General features: G+C 75.7%; 17 protein-coding genes. 7 read left to right on the top strand and 10 right to left on the bottom strand.

The annotated features are described in order from the left end of the window. Positions 1-33: 33 nt before the first annotated feature. The 4 genes from ACFU7Z_RS03470 to ACFU7Z_RS03455 form a co-directional block, all read right to left on the bottom strand. On the bottom strand, positions 34-786 hold the full coding sequence (locus ACFU7Z_RS03470) for a choice-of-anchor P family protein (RefSeq protein WP_380775673.1): 753 nt from the start codon (positions 784-786) through the stop codon (positions 34-36). Positions 787-933: 147 nt separating this feature from the next. Next, on the bottom strand, positions 934-2,316 hold the full coding sequence (locus ACFU7Z_RS03465) for a glycosyltransferase (RefSeq protein ID WP_380775671.1): 1,383 nt from the start codon (positions 2,314-2,316) through the stop codon (positions 934-936). Then, entirely contained in the window at positions 2,313-2,930 is a 618-nt protein-coding gene (locus ACFU7Z_RS03460) for an archaeosortase/exosortase family protein (protein ID WP_380775669.1), read from the bottom strand. The genes ACFU7Z_RS03465 and ACFU7Z_RS03460 overlap by 4 nt, the downstream gene beginning before the upstream one ends. 60 nt (positions 2,931-2,990) lie before the next feature. Beyond that, complete coding sequence (locus tag ACFU7Z_RS03455; RefSeq protein ID WP_380775667.1) at positions 2,991-3,197, bottom strand: hypothetical protein; 207 nt, start codon at positions 3,195-3,197, stop codon at positions 2,991-2,993. 418 nt (positions 3,198-3,615) lie between these two features. On the opposite strand from ACFU7Z_RS03455, the gene wecB reads away from it, so the two are divergent. From wecB to ACFU7Z_RS03435, 4 genes are all read left to right on the top strand, one after another. Further along, positions 3,616-4,803 (top strand): non-hydrolyzing UDP-N-acetylglucosamine 2-epimerase, encoded by a 1,188-nt coding sequence (wecB, locus tag ACFU7Z_RS03450; RefSeq protein ID WP_380775665.1) that lies wholly within the window; start codon positions 3,616-3,618, stop codon positions 4,801-4,803. Positions 4,804-5,039: 236 nt separating this feature from the next. Continuing rightward, positions 5,040-7,667 (top strand): class III lanthionine synthetase LanKC, encoded by a 2,628-nt coding sequence (gene lanKC, locus ACFU7Z_RS03445; RefSeq protein WP_380775663.1) that lies wholly within the window; start codon positions 5,040-5,042, stop codon positions 7,665-7,667. Between the two features lie 78 nt (positions 7,668-7,745). Further along, positions 7,746-7,877 carry a hypothetical protein gene (locus ACFU7Z_RS03440; protein ID WP_259316466.1) on the top strand — a complete coding sequence of 44 codons (132 nt, stop codon included), beginning with the start codon at positions 7,746-7,748 and terminating at the stop codon, positions 7,875-7,877. Then, the gene (locus ACFU7Z_RS03435; protein WP_255357467.1) at positions 7,877-7,999 is read left to right on the top strand and encodes a hypothetical protein; all 123 of its coding nucleotides are present in this window, start codon (positions 7,877-7,879) and stop codon (positions 7,997-7,999) included. Before ACFU7Z_RS03440 ends, ACFU7Z_RS03435 begins: the two co-directional genes overlap by 1 nt. Positions 8,000-8,100: 101 nt before the next feature. Here the strand turns inward: ACFU7Z_RS03435 and ACFU7Z_RS03430 are convergent, their stop codons facing one another. Further along, positions 8,101-9,168, bottom strand: a complete 1,068-nt coding sequence (locus ACFU7Z_RS03430) for a LuxR C-terminal-related transcriptional regulator (protein WP_380775661.1) — start codon at positions 9,166-9,168, stop codon at positions 8,101-8,103. Between the two features lie 156 nt (positions 9,169-9,324). Between ACFU7Z_RS03430 and ACFU7Z_RS03425 the strand changes: the two genes are divergently transcribed. Continuing rightward, a complete protein-coding gene (locus ACFU7Z_RS03425; protein WP_380775659.1) occupies positions 9,325-10,254 on the top strand; it encodes a LuxR C-terminal-related transcriptional regulator in 930 nt (309 codons plus the stop codon). Between the two features lie 111 nt (positions 10,255-10,365). Then, complete coding sequence (locus ACFU7Z_RS03420; RefSeq protein ID WP_380775657.1) at positions 10,366-11,079, top strand: alpha/beta fold hydrolase; 714 nt, start codon at positions 10,366-10,368, stop codon at positions 11,077-11,079. An 88-nt stretch (positions 11,080-11,167) separates the two neighbouring features. Here ACFU7Z_RS03420 and ACFU7Z_RS03415 read toward each other — a convergent pair whose 3' ends face one another. Then, a complete protein-coding gene (locus ACFU7Z_RS03415; protein ID WP_380775654.1) occupies positions 11,168-11,581 on the bottom strand; it encodes a cupin in 414 nt (137 codons plus the stop codon). After that, a complete protein-coding gene (locus tag ACFU7Z_RS03410) occupies positions 11,578-13,074 on the bottom strand; it encodes an MFS transporter (RefSeq protein ID WP_380775652.1) in 1,497 nt (498 codons plus the stop codon). The genes ACFU7Z_RS03415 and ACFU7Z_RS03410 overlap by 4 nt, the downstream gene beginning before the upstream one ends. A 57-nt stretch (positions 13,075-13,131) precedes the next feature. On the opposite strand from ACFU7Z_RS03410, the gene ACFU7Z_RS03405 reads away from it, so the two are divergent. Continuing rightward, a complete protein-coding gene (locus tag ACFU7Z_RS03405) occupies positions 13,132-13,860 on the top strand; it encodes a TetR/AcrR family transcriptional regulator (RefSeq protein WP_082345634.1) in 729 nt (242 codons plus the stop codon). A 38-nt stretch (positions 13,861-13,898) separates the two neighbouring features. Here the strand turns inward: ACFU7Z_RS03405 and ACFU7Z_RS03400 are convergent, their stop codons facing one another. The 3 genes from ACFU7Z_RS03400 to ACFU7Z_RS03390 form a co-directional block, all read right to left on the bottom strand. After that, complete coding sequence (locus ACFU7Z_RS03400; protein ID WP_380775650.1) at positions 13,899-14,672, bottom strand: SDR family NAD(P)-dependent oxidoreductase; 774 nt, start codon at positions 14,670-14,672, stop codon at positions 13,899-13,901. Positions 14,673-14,809: 137 nt separating this feature from the next. Then, on the bottom strand, positions 14,810-15,610 hold the full coding sequence (locus ACFU7Z_RS03395; protein WP_049650939.1) for a metal-dependent hydrolase: 801 nt from the start codon (positions 15,608-15,610) through the stop codon (positions 14,810-14,812). A gap of 140 nt (positions 15,611-15,750) precedes the next feature. Continuing rightward, positions 15,751-16,572, bottom strand: coding sequence for a lipase family protein (locus ACFU7Z_RS03390; protein ID WP_380741030.1), 822 nt, complete (start codon positions 16,570-16,572; stop codon positions 15,751-15,753). Positions 16,573-16,685 lie beyond the last annotated feature (113 nt).

The raw sequence follows: 16,685 nt of genomic DNA, 5'->3' as shown, positions 1-16,685 counted from the left end.
GCCCCTGCTCCGGGCCGGCCGCCCTGCCTCCCGTCAGACGGCCGACGCGGCGGACCGGGCGTTGCGGCGGCGGACGTAGACGGTGGCCAGGACACCGGCGAGCACCGCCCCGCCGCTCATCCCCGCGACGGACGGGTTGATCATCGGCACGGCGGCGGCGGGCTCGGCGCCGCCGCACCGGGCGTGCCCGATGACCAGGTTGGCGCCGTTCAGCGACGGCAGCAGGGTGAGGTGGACGGCGTTGACGGTGAGGACGCCGTTGGCGTCGGTGGTCTGCTCGTTGAGGACGATCGAACCGACCAGCGGGATGCTGACCCTGGTGTTGGCGGGGGCGTTGGCCTGGAGGTTGGTCGGGATGCCGGCGACGCTGATCGACCCGCCGGCGATCAGGCCGCTGCCGGTGGCCCCGGCGGGGGTGGCGGCGCAGGTCGAGTCGACGCCGGTCAGGGAGACCGAGGCGACACCGAGGTCGAGCCCGAGCTTGTCGACCGTCGCGGAGGCCGAAGCGGTGCCGTCGACCGGGTTCCCGGCGGTGTTCGCGGTGAGCACGGCGGTGGTGGCGACCGGCCCGACGGTGAGGCCGACCAGGGTCCGGGTGCCGCCGGACGGGTACGTCGACTCGGGCGACGGCGGGACGGCGACCATCCCGCCCAGCGCCTCCGTGGAGACGACGTAGGCGTCGGCCACCGGGGCGGGCAGCGCGGCGTACGCCGGGGACGCCACGGACAGGGCTCCGACGGCGAGGGCGGTTCCGGCGAGGACACGGTTGCGGGTACGAGTGCGCACGGGTGGGCCTTTCGGACGGGGGCACGGCGGACGGAGGTGTCCGCCGTACGGAGGGGGCAGGAAGGGGGGTGGTGCGTCGACTCCGCCGACCGGCCGCGGTGTTCGGTGCGGCCGCGGCCTCACCGGCCGGGGAGAAGTCTCGGCCGCTCAGACGGTGGCGATCTCCTGGGCGGCGGGCGCGGGGGCCTGACCCGGCGGCGGCTCGGCCGTACGGGCCGTCTTCTGCCAGGAGCCCTTGCCCCGCACGATCCGCCAGAAGGCGCGGACCGCGACGAGGTAGGTGGTGGCGGCGTAGACCGCGAGCGCCAGGCCGTAGCCGAGCGCGGCCCGGCGGCTGATCCCCGGTTCGCTGCGGCGCCGGTACAGCGGCCCCCAGAGGGCGAACTCGGCGACCCCGACGACCAGGTAGAGCGCGATCAGCACGGCGCCGCCCTGGCGGAGGAAGGCGAGCACGAACTCGGGGTAGAAGACCGCGTTGTAGCCGAAGACGGCGATCGGCACCGCGTAGACCACCAGGCCGACGACCTGGAGCCAGGGCTGGACCATGAAGTAGAGGACTTCCAGGAAGCCCGCCGTGGTGAACTCCCGGGAGCTCCAGACCCGGCGCAGGTACGGCGCGCACTGCATCGAGCCCTGCGCCCAGCGGACCCGCTGGGTGATCAACTGCCGTACGTTCCACAGGGCTTCCTGGTCCACCCAGGCGGTCGTGGTGTAGCCGTTGCGCCAGCCGGCCAGCATCATCCGCAGCCCGAGCTCGAAGTCCTCCAGCAGCGCCCGGCCCCACGGCCCGCCGCTGCCGCCCCGGTCGATCGAGCGCAGCGCGCTGAGCCGGTTGGCCTGGCCGTTGCCGCCCACGTTGACGGTCCGGGTGAGCCGGCGGGTGATCTGGATGGCGGAGATCGGCCCGCGGAACTCGATGTCCTGGAGCCGGGCCAGCAGCCGGGCGAAGCGGTTGGCCAGGCGCCCCCGGTGGGGCAGCGGCACGGCCACGTCGCGGTTGGACATCCGGACCTCGACCTGGACGGCGCCGATGGCCGGGTCACCGAAGCAGGAGGCTCCTGCGAAGGTGTCCAGCATGCCCGGGGAGGGCCGCCCGTCGGCGTCCAGGACGATCAGGACGACCCGGTCGGCGTCGGCGCCCTCCGGCAGCCGGGCTTCGAGCGCCCGGTAGGCGGCGTTCAGGGCGTCGCCCTTGCCGGTGCGCGCCCGCGGCAGCCGCCGGTCCACCAGGTGGACGGGCCGTCCCTCGGCGGCCCGGGCCCGCACCGCCTCGGCGGTCCGGTCCTCGCAGTGGTCGTCGACGACCCAGACCCGCGCCCGGGGGAAGTGCTCGGCGAGGTAGTCCAGGGTGGTGCCGATCACGGCCTCCTCGTCCCGGCAGGGTATGAGGAAGTGCCAGTCGAACCGGTCCGGATCGCCCGGGGCGTCCGGGCCGACCCGCAGGAAGTTGCGCACGATCACCGTGACGTAGGCGAGGAAGCCGATCCCCAGCACGAAGGAGAGGGAGACGGACAGGTCGAGCAGGGTCACGGCGCATCGGCCTCCGCGTCGCGGGTGGACGTTCGGGTGATCAGGAGGAGGAAGAACAGCAGCGCGATCAGGCCAGCGGCCATCATCAGCACCGAGCCGAACAGGACGTGCGTCCAGCCGAACCCCTCGTCGCCGTACCGGTACTGCATGGCGACGATCAGCGTCAGCCGGCCCAGGTTGGCGGCGAGGACCAGCGCGGCCGCCAGGACGAAACCCAGCAGGACCCGGGCCGGCCCGCGGGTGCCGAACAGCAGCAGGACTCCGGCCAGCAGCGCCAGCGGGGCGATCAGCAGGGCGCTGCCGCACCCGGTGGTGAGGGCGATCCCGCGCCCGAACCCGCTCGCGTCGCCGGCGTACAGCACCGGCGCGTCGGGGGCGGCGAGCAGCAGGGTCCGCAGGCCGAGCCCGTGCGAGACCACCCACCGCGCACCGGCCAACTCATGGAACCGGTAGGCGCGTTCACCGGCGACCAGGGCCCCGCCCAGGCCCAGCAGCAGCGGTCCGGCCACTCCGGCGAGCACCCGGCCCGACAGCGGGGCGCGGCCGGGCCGCGACAGCGGCGGGCGGGCCGGCCCCGGTGGCCGGGCGGGTTGCGGGTACACGTCTGCGGTCACGGGGACACCCCTTGGAAGGAAGGCGGGTTGGCGGCGGGCGGCGCGGTGCGGTGCGGCGGGCTAGCGGCCGTCGCGCTTCCGGTCGGTCCGCTCAGTCCGCTCTGCCCGGTCGGCGGCCAGCCGGCTGCGTCGCAGCAGCGCGACTCCCACCAGCACCAGGGCGGTGCCGGCCGCGGCCGCGAAGCCGAGGCCGGGCGAGCCGGTCGAGGCCAGTACGCCGCCGCCGGCCGCCGTCGGGGGGAGTCCGCCGCCTATGGGTCCGTACATGGTGGTCCCTCTCGTCAGGTCCGGCCGTGATGCCCGGTCGTGATGTCCGAGTCATCCCGATCTTTGCGATCTGGAGCCGTATGTTGCTGGGCTGATCGGATGATCGGATAGATGCGCCGCGCCCATTCGGGTGGAAATCACCCGTTTGCCGCAACCGGCCGCGCGGGGGCACCGGCGAACCGGTATCCGTGGGCGAGGCCGGCCGCCAAGTGGTCCCGGTGCGCCGGGTCTTGATGCACCGGCACACGAACCACCGCCGGGCCCGTTCCGCTCCCGAGGCGGCCTCGGGCGGACCCCGGACGGCCTCCTGTCGGCCAAGTGGGTGACATTGTTCCCATCTATGGATCTTTCTGACGAATCTCCCCATATCGTCTGCTGATACTTCACCACCCCACCCCCTCGCCCCCTTCGGAGCGCCATGTCCTCGACCGACGTCGCCCTGGTCCTCGGAACCCGACCGGAGATCGTCAAACTCGCCGGAGTGGCCCGCCTCCTCGGCCCGCGGGCCCGCATCGTCTGGAGCGGCCAGCACTGGGACCCGGCCCTCACCACCACGTTCTTCGCCCAGTACGGCCTCCCCCGCCCGCACCACCTGCTGAAGGGCGTCGGCGGCGAACCGCGCGGACGCCAAATAGGCCGGATGGTCAGCGCGTTGAGCGACCACCTCGCGGCCCGCCCACCGGCCGCCGTCCTCGTCCAGGGCGACACCAACACCGCCGCCGCCGGCGCCCTCGCGGCGCACTGCGCGGGCATACCCGTCGTCCACGTCGAGGCCGGACTGCGCTCCTTCGACCCCGGCATGCCCGAGGAGGCCAACCGCCGCCTGATCGCCCCGCTCGCCGACCTGCACTGCGCGCCCACCGCGACGGCGGCGGCGCACCTGCTGCGCGAGGGGATCGAAGCCGACCGGGTGGTGATCACCGGCAACACCGTCGTCGAGGCGACCCTGGCGACCCTGCCCGCCGAGGCCGAGGCCCACCGCATCGTCGCCGAACACGCCGTCACCCCCGGCGGCTACGTGCTCGCCACCATCCACCGCCCCGAGAACACCGACGACGCCGCGCGGCTCGCCCAGATCCTCGACCAGCTCGCCGCCCTGGACCTGCCGGTCCTGCTGCCGCTGCACCCCCGGACCAGGGCCGCCGTCGAGGCCTTCGGCCTGCGCGGCCCGGTCGCACGGCTGCGCCGGATCGAACCGCTGGACCACGCCGGGTTCCTCGCCCTGGCCCGGCACTGCCGGCTGCTGGTGTCGGACTCCGGCGGGGTCCAGGAGGAGTGCACGGTGCTCAAGCGCCCGCTCGTGGTGGTGCGCAACTCCACCGAGCGTCCCGAGGCCGTCCGGGCCGGCTTCGCCCGGCTCGCCCGCCCGGGACACGAACTCGCCCGCGCGCTGCGGGAGTTGCTCGCCGACGAGGCCGTCGGCGAACGGCTGGCGCAGCTCCCCTCGCCCTACGGCGACGGACGGGCGAGCGCCGAGATCGTCGCCGCCGTCCGCAGCCGCTACCTCGCCCCCGAGCCGCGCACCGAACAGCACACCGAACAGCGCCCGGAGCCCGACCGCACACCGGTCGCGGCCGCCGCCACCGGCGTCGGCGGACACCGCTGAGCGAGGGCGGACAGCCGCCGCCTCCAGGACCCGCCCGGAAACTGCCAGGCACGAAGGTGGCGGGTCGGACCCGTCGACCCCGCCCACCCCGGCTGGCAGGGTCGGAAGCAGCCCGCAACCGGCGGGATCGACTGCACCCGGGGGGGCTCCCATGACGACGACATCCGACGGCCGGCCGGCCACCGGAGCGGGCGCGTCCGGGTGCCGGCCGCGGACCGCGGGCTGAGGCGGGCACCATGGACGACCGCTACGAGCGCCACTGCTTCGCCGACCCGCTGTTCTACGACGACCCCGCCCGCGCCGAGCACGCCGACGACCGCTTCGCCGCCGCCACCGCCCCGCTGCCGCCGGGCTGGGAGCGCCACGAGCACGGCCCCTGGATCAGCCTGCGGCCGCCGCACGCCCGACTCCCCGAGCAGGGCTGGAAGGTGCACGTCTCGGCCACCCCGGACGAGGCGGAGCAGGTCGTCGACCAGGTCCTGGCGTACGGCCTGGAGCACGGGCTGACCTGGAAGTTCCTGCGCGGCCGGGCCACCGTGCTCGCCCTGAACAGCAAGTACGCCGACCGCCGCGCCAGCGGCAAGCTGATCACGCTCTACCCGGAGGACGACACCCGGCTGGCCCGGGTGCTGGACGACCTGTCCACCCTGCTGAAGGGCGTCCCCGGCCCCTACGTCCTGAGCGACCTGCGCTACCGGGAGGGCCCGCTCTACCTGCGCTACGGCTCCTTCGTCGAACGCCACTGCACCGACGAGCGGGGCCGGCGCGTCCCGGCGATGCGCGGCCCGGACGGCGCACTGGTGCCCGACACCCGGGGCACCGTCTTCACCGTGCCGGACTGGGCACCGGTGCCGGAGCTCGTCTCCGCCCAGCTCGCCGCCGACGCCGCGCGTGAGGCCGAGGCCCCGGCCGACTTCCCGTTCGAGGTCGTCAAGGCGCTGCACTTCTCCAACGGCGGCGGGATCTACCAGGCCACCGACCGGCGCGACGGCCGACAGGTGGTGCTGCGCGAGGCCCGCCCGCACGCCGGGCTCGACTACGCCGGCCGGGACGCGGTGCAGCGACTGCTGAGCGAGCGCCGGGTGCTGGAGGCGCTGGCCGGGGTGGACTTCGTGCCCGCCCTGTACGAGTACCGGCAGGTCTGGGAGCACCACTACCTGGTCGAGGAGTACATCGAGGGCGAGCGGCTGGAGGACGTCTTCACCCGGACCTGCCCGCTCACCCACCCCGACCCGGACGAGGCCGAGCTGGCCGCGTACACCGACTGGGCGCTCGACGTGCTCGACCAGGTCGGCGGCATGCTGGCGGCGCTGCACGAGCGCGGGCTGGTCTTCGGCGACCTGCACCCCAACAACGTGATGGTCCGGCCGGACGGGCGCTGCGCGCTGGTCGACTTCGAGATCGCCTTCCCCGCCGACGACCCCGCCGCTCCCCCGCTGGGCGCGCCCGGCTTCGTCTCGCCGAAGGCCCGGCGCGGAACCGCCGTGGACGCGTACGCGCTGGCCGCGCTGCGGCTCTACCTCTTCCTCCCGCTGAACATCCAGCTCGGGCTGGACTCGGGCAAGGCCGAGCTGGCCGGCCGGGAGATCTCCCGCCGCTACCCCGTGCCCGCCGGGTTCGGGCCCGGGGTCGCCGAGGCGCTGCACCGGGCGGCCGGCGGGAAGCTGCCGGCGGGCGCCACCGAACGCGCTCCGGGTGCCGCCGACGGCGCCGCGGGGCCGGCTCGTCCGGCCTGGCCCCAGGAGCCCTCGGCGGACACCGCGGCCTGGCGCCCGGTGCTGGACTCGCTGGCCGCGGGCATCCTGGCGATGGCCACCCCGGACCGGACGGACCGCCTCTTCCCCGGCGACGTCGAACAGTTCGGCCCGGGCCACGGCGGCCTGGGACTGTCCTACGGCGCGGCCGGCGTCCTGTACGCGCTCCGGGCCTGCGGCCGCCCCGCCCCGCCCGAGCACACCGACTGGCTGGTGGCCCGCGCGGACGCCGCGGCCGACCTGCCGCCCGGCCTCTACGACGGGCTGACCGGCATCGCCTGGACGCTGGCCCGGCTCGGGGCGACCCGGGAGGCCGACGCGCTGGTCGAGCGGCTGCTCGCCACCGAGGCCCCGGCCGATCCGGGGCTCGGCTCCGGACGGGCCGGCATCGCGCTCGGCCTGCTCGACCTGGCCGACGTGCTCGGCCGCGAGCGGCTCGCCGACCGGGCCCTCGCCCTCGGCCACGAGCTGGCCCGGGACGAACCCGCACCCCGGCTGCGCGGCCTGCTGGACGGCTGGAGCGGGCAGGCCGCACTGTTCCTGCGGCTGTACGGGCACACCGGCGAGCGGCGCTGGCTGACGGCGGCCGAGGCGGCGCTCGGCCGCGAACTGGACGAGGCGGACGTCACCGACGGGATGCTCTTCCTGGTCGAGGACCGCCACCGCCGCAAGCTCCCGTACCTGGCCGCGGGCGGCGTCGGCACCGCCCGGCTGATCTCCGAGCTGGCGCGGCACAGCGGGGCGGACCGACCCGACGGCGCGGGCCGGCTGCCCGGCCGGTTCGCCCAGGCGACCGCCGCCGCCGACCGCGCCTGCCTCCCCGACCTGATCGCGGCGGCCGGCCTGTTCGAGGGCCGGGCCGGGCTGGTACTGCACCTGCTGCGCGGCGGACGCGGGGCCGAGGCCGACCGCCACCTGCGGCTGCTGGAGTGGCACGTGATGAACCATCGCGGCCACCTCGCCTTCCCGGGCCGGCGCTCGATGCGCCTGTCGGCGGACCTGGCCACCGGCGCCGCCGGAGTCCTGGTCGCGCTGCACGAGGCCGTCCTCGGCCCGGTGCCGCTGCCCGGCATCACCGACTTCCCCGGTCCTGAGGCCTCGCGGCCCTGAGGCTTCGAGGCCCCTGGGACCCGGGGGACCACCACGGCCACCATCCGGTGGCCGGCACCACCACGGAAAGGAACGACCATGACCCAGATCCTGGCCCTCCAGGGCCTCCAGAGCGAGACCGGCACCGGTGCCGTCGAGCCCAACAGCCACTGGAGCAGCTTCGCCCACTACCGCGCCGAGGCGCCCGTCGCCGAGGAGGCCGGTCTCTGATGTCGACGATCCTCTCCCTCCAGGCGCTCGAGGCCGCCCAGGACGACGCGGCCGTCCCGTTCAGCCACTGGAGCACCGACCTGCACCTGCCGTTCGGCGCCCCGGTCGAGGCTGCGGAGTAATCCTCCGACCGACGACGCGCAGGCCCGCCGGGACCACCCGGCGGGCCTCCGTCCGTCGTTCCCGGGCCCTCGTCGGCCGTGCCCGCCGGGTGGGGCCGGCCTCAGCAGGGCCCGGTGGCGTCCGCCGGGACGGTGAGCCCGGCCCGCTCGGCCAACGCCCCGGCCTGGAACCGGCTCTGCGCACCCAGACGCGCCAGCAGCTCGGCGATGTGGCGCCGGCAGGTGCGGGTCGACATGCCCAGCCGCCGGGCGATCGTGTCGTCCTTCTCCCCGGCGGCGAGCAGCACCGCGATCACGTCCTCGACCTCGCGGGACACCGTACGGGCGGCCCGCGGCGCGGTGTCGTACGGGACCGCCTGGCTCCACTCGTGCTCGAAGAGCCCGACGAAGTACGCGACCAGGGACGGCTCCCGGACCAGCAGCGCCGCTCCGGTGGCGAGCCGGGCCGGCACGAAGGCCGTGGTCCGGTCCACCACGACCAGCCGGGCCGGTACCTCGGCGCGGGTCCGGACCTCCGCCCCCGCGGCGATGACCAGCTCCGCGTAGGAACGGGTGGGCGGGTCGAACCGGGCCGGGTGCTGGTACAGGCTCCGCAGCCGGACGCCCCGCCCCAGCGCGGCCAGGTCCCGGGGCAGCGCCTCCGTCAGGTCCGCCTGCGGGTGGCCGCCGCCCGGCTGGACGGTCAGCACCTCCTCCTTGGCGGCGCCCACCACGGAGCCGAGCGCCGAACCGGCCGCGTGGGCGTCCTCCAGCAGGCGGACCGAGCCGTCCACGCCGCCGCCCTGCGCCCGGTACACCGGCTCCAGCGAGGCCACCTCGGCGCGCAGCCCCGCCAGCGCGGCCTGACGGCGGCCCAGCTCGGCCTCCGCGATGCGCAGCCGCGCCTCCTCCCGTCCGGTCAGCCGCGCGGCGGCCGCCTCCGGGCCGACCGCCGCGAAGCAGCCCGGCCCGGCTCCCGGTCGCCGCACCAGCAGGCACAGCGCCGCCAGCCGGTCGACGGCCGCCCGGCAGCGCGCCTCGCCGAGCCCGAGGTCGGTGGAGATCCGCGCCAGGTCGGCGGGCTCGACCCGCCGGTGCCGCACCGCCCACTCGTAGACCAGCCGCGTCTCGCGATCGAGCAGGGCCTCCCGCCCCGACGACCGGACCGCGTCCGTTTTCACCGGATTCATCCACCCCTCCTCAGTCGGCCAACAACTTCCTGGCCCCCTCACCCCCTGGCGGCCGCCGCGACCGTTGACGACGATCGAACAACCGCTTCCGGGGCCGACCGACCGCCGGACGCGACCGTCGACCGTCGGCCGCCACCAGCTGTCAAGAGGGCTGTCATGAGAGAACGTGGAACCGTCCACATCGCGTTCACCCCACACGCACCAGGAGCCCCACTGGGCTCCGTCCCGGCCCCCACCACCCCCACCGCCGGGCCGGGCGACGGCACCGTCGCCTTCTACGCCTGGGCCGTCCGCCGGGACCGGCCCGCACCGGTCCGGCCCGTGACCGGGCAGTCGTGGCGGGCCGAGCCGTCGTGGACGGCCGCGCAGGCGGTCCACGGGCGGCCGGAGACCGGCGCACCCGCCGTACGGCCGGAGGGGGTGCCGCCGGGCCACGGCGCCGTGCACGCGATCGTCGGCGACCGGCTGCTGCGGGCCCGCCGGGAGGTCGTCCTCTGCTGCCCCGGCGGCGACCCGACGGCGGCGGCGCTGGCCGACCTGGTCGTGGCCGAACTGCCGCGCACCGACCCCGCGCTGCGGGTCCGGATCGTCCACCAGCACCCCGCGCGCTTCCACCTGCCCACCCAGCGCCAGGCCCGGGCTGCGGAACGGGCCGGCGCCGAGGTGCGGACCACCGGGGAGAGCTGCGGCCCGCTGCTGGTCGTCGACCGGGAGAGCGCCTTCCTGCCGGAGCGGGGACGGACCGACGGGCTCGTCCTGGTGGACCAGCCGTCGGTGGTGGCCCACCTGGCCGACTCCTTCGAGACGCTCTGGCACCAGGGCGAGGCCTTCCGCAGCGGCCCGGCCGCCGCCCGCGCCGTCTCGGACGAGCTCCGGACGACGATCCTGCGGCTGCTCGCCGACGGCCTGAAGGACGAGGTCATCGCCCGCCGGCTCGGGCTCTCGCTGCGCAACTGCCGACGGCACATCGCCGGCCTCTACAGCTCCCTGGGCGCGGACAGCCGCTTCCAGGCGGGCGTGCTGGCGGAGCGTCACGGCCTCACCGGGACGGCGGCGGCCGCCGCCGTCGCCACCGGAGGCCGCTGACGGCCGGCCCGGGTACGACGGCGACACGCCCGGCGTCACACCGCCGTCACGTTCACCACGGATACTCGGACGGGCCCACCGCCCGCGCCCCGTACGACGGAGGACCCGCCTGTGACCGCCGGCCCCGACCGCCCCACCTTCCTGCTGGTCCACGGCGCCTGGCACGGCGCCTGGTGCTGGGACCCCCTGCGCGCCGCCCTCGCCGCCGACGGCTGGCGCTCCCACGCCGTGGACCTGCCCAGCTCCGCCGCCCGCCCCGACGGCACCCGGTCGGCGGGCCTGCTGGAGGACGCCGCCGTGATCCGCGACCACCTGCGGCGGATCGACGGCCCGGTGGTGACGGTCGCCCACTCCTACGGCGGCGCCCCCGCCACCGAGGCCGTCGCGGGCGCCGCCAACGTGGTGCGGGCGGTGTACGTCTCCGCCTTCCAACTGGACGTGGGCGAGAGCACGTTCTCCTTCCTGGGGATTCCCTCGCCGGAGGACGACACGGGCCACACCCCGCCGGACGTCGCCCACGCCCGCCAGGAGTACTACGCCGACGTGCCCGCCGACGTCGCCGACCGCGCGGTGGCCCGGCTGAGCCCGCAGAGCGTCCGGTCCTTCACCGAGCCGGTGACCACGGCGGGCTGGCGCACGGTGCCCTCCAGCTACGTCGTCTGCGACCAGGACCAGGCCCTCGACCTGTCCCAGCAGCACCGGCTCGCGGCCCGCGCCGACACCGTCCACCGGCTGCCGAGCAGCCACTCCCCGTTCCTGTCCATGCCCGGGGAGCTCGCCGCCCTGCTGGCGCGGATCGCCGGCTCCGCCGCACCCTCGGCCTGACTTCAACCTCCTTGGCGAAAAGGGGTGTTGGCGGACACGGCAGGGTGGTCCGGCTCGTGCCGGACCACCCCGCCGCGGCCCTCGCTGGTCAGCCGGCCTCGGTGCGCGGCTCCAGCCGGGTACCCGTCCGGAGGGTGATCGACATCAGGTCGCTGGGGGCGTCGAGTTCCAACCGGTGCCAGCGGCCCCGGGGCACGATCGCGGCGGTGCCCGCCGTCAGCCGTACCACCGACTCGGCCTCGCCGGGCTCACCGGGCTCGACCGGGCGGAGGAAGAGCCGGACGCCGCCGGCCAGGCAGCAGACCGCCTCCTCGGCCTCGGGGTGCATCTCCCAGTGGTCGGCGTGGACCTCGGCGTCGCTCTCCACGTGGAAGGTCGCGATCTGCCAGGCCCCGGCGTCGCCGCCGGTCATCCGCCGCCCGGTGGCCCGGACGTCGCCGTCGGGGTGGATGTGCAGGGCCGAGGAGAACAGGTCCACGGCCTCGATCGGCGTGGTCGTCATGAGCGGGTTCCTTCCAGTCGGTTCTCCACGCGGTTCCGCGCGGAGCTTTCTGCGGGGCTCTCCGCTCCTGGGGTGAGCGGGTCGGGGAGGCCCGGCGCCTCCGGCCGCCGCCGGGGCAGCACGGCGACCGCCACCAGCGCGGCGAGGACGAAGAGCCCGGCGGTGACGGCCAGTCCGGTGGCGTAGCCGTCGTTGAGGGCGGCCGGGTCGGTGGCGCCGCCGGTGCGGTGCGCGGCGACGGTGGCCAGGGCCGCCAGGCCGACGCAGCCGCCGAGCTGGCGCGAGCTGTTGAGCAGGCCGGAGGCCATTCCCGCCTCGCGGGCGGCCACACCGGTGGTCCCGGCGGCGGCGACCGGGGCCAGGACCAGTCCGGTGCCGACGCTGGTGACCAGCGACGGGCCGAGGACGTCGGTGAGGAAGCCACCGTCCGGGCTGATCAGCGCGAACCAGGCCAGGCCCGCGGCGGCCAGCACGGCCCCGGGCACCAGGGCGGCCCGCGGAGTGCGGCGCGCGACGACGCGGGTGGCGAACACGGTGCCCGCGACCAGTCCGGCCGAGAAGGGCAGGAAGGCGAGGCCGGTGGCGGCGGCGCCCAGGCCCAGGACCTGTTGGAGGTAGAGCGAGACGAAGTAGAAGGCGGTGAACTGCCCGGCGGCGGCCAGGAACACCAGCACGTTGGCACCGGCCACCCAGCGGCTGCGCAGCAGGCCGAGGCGGAGCAGCGGCGCGGCGGTCCTGGCCTCGGTGACGGCGAAGGCGGCCAGCAGGGCGCCGGCGGCGGCGAGCGTCCCCAGGGTGGCCGGGGAGCCCCACCCCCGGACGTCGGTGCGGACCACGCCGAACACCAGCAGCCCGATGCCGGCGGTCGCGAGGACGGCGCCGAGCACGTCCGGCCGCTCCCGCCTCACCGGCCGTACGGACCGCTCGGGCCGCGCCTCGGCGGGCAGCAGGGCGAGCGCCGTCGCCACGACGGGCAGGTTGACCAGCATGACCCAGCGCCAGCTCGCGTACTCGGTCAGCAGCCCGCCCGCCAGCACCCCCAGGGCGCCGCCGGCGGCGTTCGTCGCGCTCCACACGCCGAGCGCGCGCACCCGCCCGGGCCCTTCGGTGAACGTGGTGGTGAGCATCGCGAGCGCGGCCGGGGCGGCCGCCGCGGCACCCACGCCCTGCCCGGCGCGGGCGGCGACCAGCTGCCAGGGCTCCTGGGCCAGCCCGCCGCCGAGCGAGCAGAGGCCGAAGACGGCCAGGCCGAACAGGAGCAGCCGGCGCCGTCCGTACAGGTCGCTCGCGCGGCCGCCGAGCAGCAGGAGCCCGCCGAAGGTGAGCGCGTAGACGTGCACGACCCAGGAGAGGTCGAGCGGGGCGAATCCCAGGTCGGTCCGGATCGCGGGCAGGGCGACGTTGACCACCGACATGTCCAGGGCGAAGACGAACTGGGCGACGGCCACCGCCGCCAGCACCCGGCCGGGGCGCCCTCGTGAGTTTTTGTACATGTATAGAAAGTAACCCCGGGCGATCCCCACTGTCGAGTCCCGGGTGATGATGGGGGCATGCAGCAGCCCTCCACCCCGCCGTCCGCCACCCCCCAGTCGGCCGGAGCGCGGCCCGCCGCGGCGCAGCCCGCCGCGCGGCGCAAGGCCACCGGTCGGCCTCCCCGGATCTCCCGGGAGGAGGTCGTCACGGCGGCCCGCCGGATCGTTGACGAGGAGGGCGTCGAGCGGCTGACCATGCGCCGCCTGGCCGCCGAGGTCGGCAGCACGCCGATGGCGCTCTACCACCACGTCCGCGACAAGGAGGAGCTGCTCGTCCTGCTGCTGGACGACTACGCCGCGCGGACACTGCGACCGACGGCGCTCCCGGCCGAGCCGCGCGCACGGGTCGTCGCCGCGGCGGCCGCCATCCACGAGGCGCTCGCCGCCTGCCCGTGGATCGTGGAGGTGCTGACCGGGGACAGCCTGATGTCCGCCCACTCGCTCTGGTTCGTCGAGCAGATCGTCGACGGCCTGGTGGCCTGCGGCCTGTCGCCGGAACGGGCCGTCCAGGGCTACCGCGCCATCTGGTACTACACGGCCGGCGAGATCATGGTCCGCACGTCGACGGCCCGCCGCCGGCCCGCCGACGACCGCCCGACCCACCGTCAGCAGGTCTTCGCCGACCTCGACCCGGAGCAACTCCCCCGCCTGGCCGGGCTCGCGGACCGCTGGGCGCCGCTCACCGCCCAGGACACCTACCGGGACGGCCTCGACGCCCTGGTGGACGGCCTGCTCGCGGCCCGCTGAGCGGCCGCTACCCGGTCACCCCCTGACCGGCGCCCCGGCTACTTCCCGACCACCAGGCGGCCGATCGTCCGGCCGAGGAGGCGGGGCGCCAGGCGCCGGGCGGTCCACATCGCGCGGGTGCCGCGCCCGGGGAAGGCCCACAGCCGACCGCGCGCCAGGGCGCGGTCCATCGAGTCCAGGACCGCTTCGGTGCTCAACCCGCGGACCCGGCCCATCAGTTCGGGGGAGTCGTCGCGCATCCGGTCCAGCATCGGGGTCTCCACCGCGGGCGGGCAGACGCACACGACCTGGATCCGGTCCTTCCGGTGCTCGGCCGCGACGGTCTCGGCCAGGAAGTGGACCGCCGCCTTCGCCGCCCCGTACGCCCCGCCCATCGGCACCGGCACCCAGCCCGCGATCGAACCGAGGATGACCACCTGGCCCCCGCCCCGGGCGGCCATGGCGGGGACGACGGCGTGCACCAGGCGGAGCGTGCCGCCGTACACGGTGTCCATCACCCGCAGGGTGTCGGCCGCGTCCCGGTCCAGCAGCCGGCCCATCGCGCCGACGCCCGCGCAGTGCACCAGCCGCCGGGGCGGGCCCAGTTCGCGGCCGACGTCCCGGACCACGGCGGCGACCGCCGTACGGTTCGTGACGTCGCAGACGAACGGGCGCGCCCCGGGAGCCTCCCGCGCCAACCCCTCCAGACCGGCCGCGTCGACGTCGACCGCCGCGACCGCCCAGCCCGCCCGGGCCAGCCGCAGCGCCGCCGCCCGGCCGATCCCGCTGGCGGCACCGGTGACGATCGCCACCTCTCCCGGTACGGACGCCATCTGTCACGCTCCCAAGGCCGCGAGGAGTACCGGACACGCTCCCGGCGCCGGAGGCCGGCCTCCCCCATCTCCCGCGCCGACCGGTGCCTACCCGGTCGACGCCCCGCCAACTCCCCTCCCCCGAAGGAACATCGACCTCAACCGTTGCCGAAGAAGCCGAGCGCCCCCGCCCCGCACACCCCGCCGACCCCCATGAACACCGGGGTCAGCACCTTGATCTCCACCCAGCTGCCGGCCCGGAACCGCATGCCCTTCGGCGGCCCGATCGGGTACCAGCGCCGGCGCCCGATCGGGATCGGCCACAGCACCGGGCAGCCCGAGACGGTCAGCGCGTCGCCCAGGCAGTGCACCAGCGCGCCGAGCGCGATCGGCAGGCCGATCCAGAGGTACTGCTGCCCGGGCTCCTCGAACAGCCACTGCGAGCCGTTGCCGGGCTTGTCGAGGACCTCCGCGAGCATCCACGCGCTGGTCGCCCCCAGCAGCCACACCAGGACGTCGCTGGAGACCCGGGCGTGCCGCCACAGCAGTCCCTCGATCGCCAGCACCATGTGCACGAACAGCACCACCAGCACGCCCCAGCGGCCGCCGTACACGGCCACCGCCGCTGCGCCCGCCCCGCACAGCACCGCCCAGAGCCAGGTGTGCGTCAGCGTCCGGTGGCCGCCCGAGCGCCGCGGGTCGCCCTTGCCGCGGGTGGCCTTGTACACCGCGTACGAGAGGTTGTCGATCACCTCGCAGAGCGCCCGGGACACCGGCCCGAACGCCCTGGATATCGTCGCCGCCTTGTGGTCCAGGTCCGGCGCCAGGGCCGCGCCCGCACAGATCAGCGCCCCCGCGAGCAGGACCGGCCAGGGCATCGGCTCCCCCATCCCGGCCGCCGCCGCGCCCACCCCCAGCCAAGCGGCCGCACCCGACAGCGAATGCGCCGGTCCCATCATGTCCGTACACCACCGATCCTCATCAGTTCCGTCCTCACCGCGAGGACCTGAGTTCACGGCAGCCTATCCGTCCAAGATCACCGGGCCCGCGCCCGTCCCGTTCGCCCCCGCCCCGGCGCGAGCCCTCCAGCCCGCGCCGGTCAGGCCAGGGCCTTCTCCAGCGCGGCGAGGTAACTGCGCATCAGGTGGTCGCGGATGCCCTCGCCGTCCGGGGAGAACGCCGCGGCGCCCAGGCCCTTGGCCCGGTCGGTCAGCGCGGAGACCAGCGGGACCTTCTCCTGGACGCGGCCCGCGGAGTCGATGTGGCGCAGCGCCTCGACGTGGGTGAAGGCGGGCTCCGGGGGCAGCTCGGGGACGATGTCGTTGCCGTGCACGAAGCGGTAGGTGCGCCCGCGCAGGCCCTTGTCGTACGCGGCGGCGAGCAGCCGGTCGCAGGTCCGGGGCTGGCCGTAGGTGTAGACGCCGTCGGCCGCCAGGCTCGGCTCCTCCAGGTCGAGCCGGGCGGCGGCGAGCATGGCGAGGGCGCCGCCGAGGCTGTGGCCGGTGAACCACACGGTCTGGTCGCCGGTCCGCAGGTCGGAGAGGGCCTTGGCGACGTCCGGGTAGACGGATTCGAGGGCCTCGGCGAAGCCGTAGTGGACGTAGCCCGTCCGGGCGGGGCCCGGCCAGGGCGGGGTGGTGGAGTCGGTGAGCCAGTCACGGATCTGCGCGGGCTCGGTGCCGCGGAACGCGGTGACGATCATGTTGTCGCCGGCCATGGTGTAGGCCTGGGTGTCCTGCAGCGGGAACGGCGGGGTGAAGCGCGTCTGGTGGTGGCGCACGGTGTCGAAGCCCCAGGCGCGGGCCTGCTCCTCGATCGCGGCCTCGTCCTGGTAGGCGAGTTCGGCGGCCTTGGCCAGCCAGTACGCGTGCGGGAGGCTGTAGCCGGTGGCGTGCTGGTCGAAGTCGGTGGGGACGGCCATGGGGGCGACTCCTGTCGGGTCGACGGAAGGGACGGCGGGCCTGCCCCAGGGCCCGGCCTGCGCCCTCCACCGGGCGCGCACCGTAACGCCCTGGCGACCAAGGGTGACGCTAC

Source organism: Kitasatospora sp. NPDC057518 (assembly GCF_042802075.1).
In the GTDB taxonomy this organism is placed as follows: Bacteria; Actinomycetota; Actinomycetes; order Streptomycetales; family Streptomycetaceae; genus Kitasatospora.
The sequence above is the reverse complement of the archived record's forward strand: the minus strand, read 5'-3'. Positions and strand labels throughout refer to the sequence as shown.

Coding starts and splice junctions, on each gene's coding strand:
- lanKC (WP_380775663.1), top strand. CDS start 5,040: ATGGACGACCGCTACGAGCGCCACTGCTTCGCCGACCCGCTGTTCTAC.
- wecB (WP_380775665.1), top strand. CDS start 3,616: ATGTCCTCGACCGACGTCGCCCTGGTCCTCGGAACCCGACCGGAGATC.
- ACFU7Z_RS03425 (WP_380775659.1), top strand. CDS start 9,325: ATGAGAGAACGTGGAACCGTCCACATCGCGTTCACCCCACACGCACCA.
- ACFU7Z_RS03400 (WP_380775650.1), bottom strand. CDS start 14,672: ATGGCGTCCGTACCGGGAGAGGTGGCGATCGTCACCGGTGCCGCCAGC.
- ACFU7Z_RS03395 (WP_049650939.1), bottom strand. CDS start 15,610: ATGATGGGACCGGCGCATTCGCTGTCGGGTGCGGCCGCTTGGCTGGGG.
- ACFU7Z_RS03440 (WP_259316466.1), top strand. CDS start 7,746: ATGACCCAGATCCTGGCCCTCCAGGGCCTCCAGAGCGAGACCGGCACC.
- ACFU7Z_RS03415 (WP_380775654.1), bottom strand. CDS start 11,581: ATGACGACCACGCCGATCGAGGCCGTGGACCTGTTCTCCTCGGCCCTG.
- ACFU7Z_RS03410 (WP_380775652.1), bottom strand. CDS start 13,074: ATGTACAAAAACTCACGAGGGCGCCCCGGCCGGGTGCTGGCGGCGGTG.
- ACFU7Z_RS03455 (WP_380775667.1), bottom strand. CDS start 3,197: ATGTACGGACCCATAGGCGGCGGACTCCCCCCGACGGCGGCCGGCGGC.
- ACFU7Z_RS03390 (WP_380741030.1), bottom strand. CDS start 16,572: ATGGCCGTCCCCACCGACTTCGACCAGCACGCCACCGGCTACAGCCTC.
- ACFU7Z_RS03435 (WP_255357467.1), top strand. CDS start 7,877: ATGTCGACGATCCTCTCCCTCCAGGCGCTCGAGGCCGCCCAGGACGAC.
- ACFU7Z_RS03430 (WP_380775661.1), bottom strand. CDS start 9,168: ATGAATCCGGTGAAAACGGACGCGGTCCGGTCGTCGGGGCGGGAGGCC.
- ACFU7Z_RS03405 (WP_082345634.1), top strand. CDS start 13,132: ATGCAGCAGCCCTCCACCCCGCCGTCCGCCACCCCCCAGTCGGCCGGA.